1 protein-coding gene is annotated in these 630 nt (G+C 67.8%); it reads right to left on the bottom strand.

Features of this window, described 5'->3' with window-relative positions:
• The coding region (locus tag EOD07_RS36650) for a MoxR family ATPase (RefSeq protein WP_245470642.1) at positions 1-630 on the bottom strand (630 nt) is incomplete at both ends.

Here is a 630-nt window from a genome sequence, read left to right as displayed (position 1 = left end):
GCATTCGCCACCGCGCGCGCTGTCGCCTCGGCGACGTGGCCCGCGCGCATCATGATGATCTCGGCCTCGCGTTGGGCGTCGGGGTAGCCGATCCAGTGGTAGACGCAGCGTCGGCGCAGCGCCTCGGCAAGCTCGCGGGTGCGGTTCGAGGTCAGGATGACGATGGGCTGCTTTGCCGCGCGGATCGTGCCGCGTTCCGGGATGCTGATCTGGAAGTCGGAGAGGAATTCGAGCAGCAGCGCTTCGAACTCGTGGTCCGAGCGGTCGATCTCGTCGACCAGAAGCACGCGGTGCTCCGGCGCCCGCAGCACCTGCAGCAGCGGCCGGGCGATCAGGAAACGGTCGTCATAGATGTCGATCTCGTGCTCGCCGGCGTGGCGGATGGCAAGCAGCTGGCGCTGGTAGTTCCATTCGTAGAGCGCATGTCCGGCGTCGATGCCTTCGTAGCATTGCAGGCGCACCAACTCGCGTCCAAGCAGTTCGGCGACCGCCTTCGCGGCCTCGGTCTTGCCGACGCCCGGCGCGCCTTCGAGCAACAGCGGCTTGCCCAGGCGGATCGCGAGGAAGATCGCGGTGGCCAGGCTGTCGTCGGCCAGATAGCGCGAAGCGGCAAGGCGCTCGGCTATCGCC

It is taken from the genome of Mesorhizobium sp. M2C.T.Ca.TU.002.02.1.1 (assembly GCF_003997225.1).
This window is presented reverse-complemented; position numbering and strand designations above follow the sequence as displayed.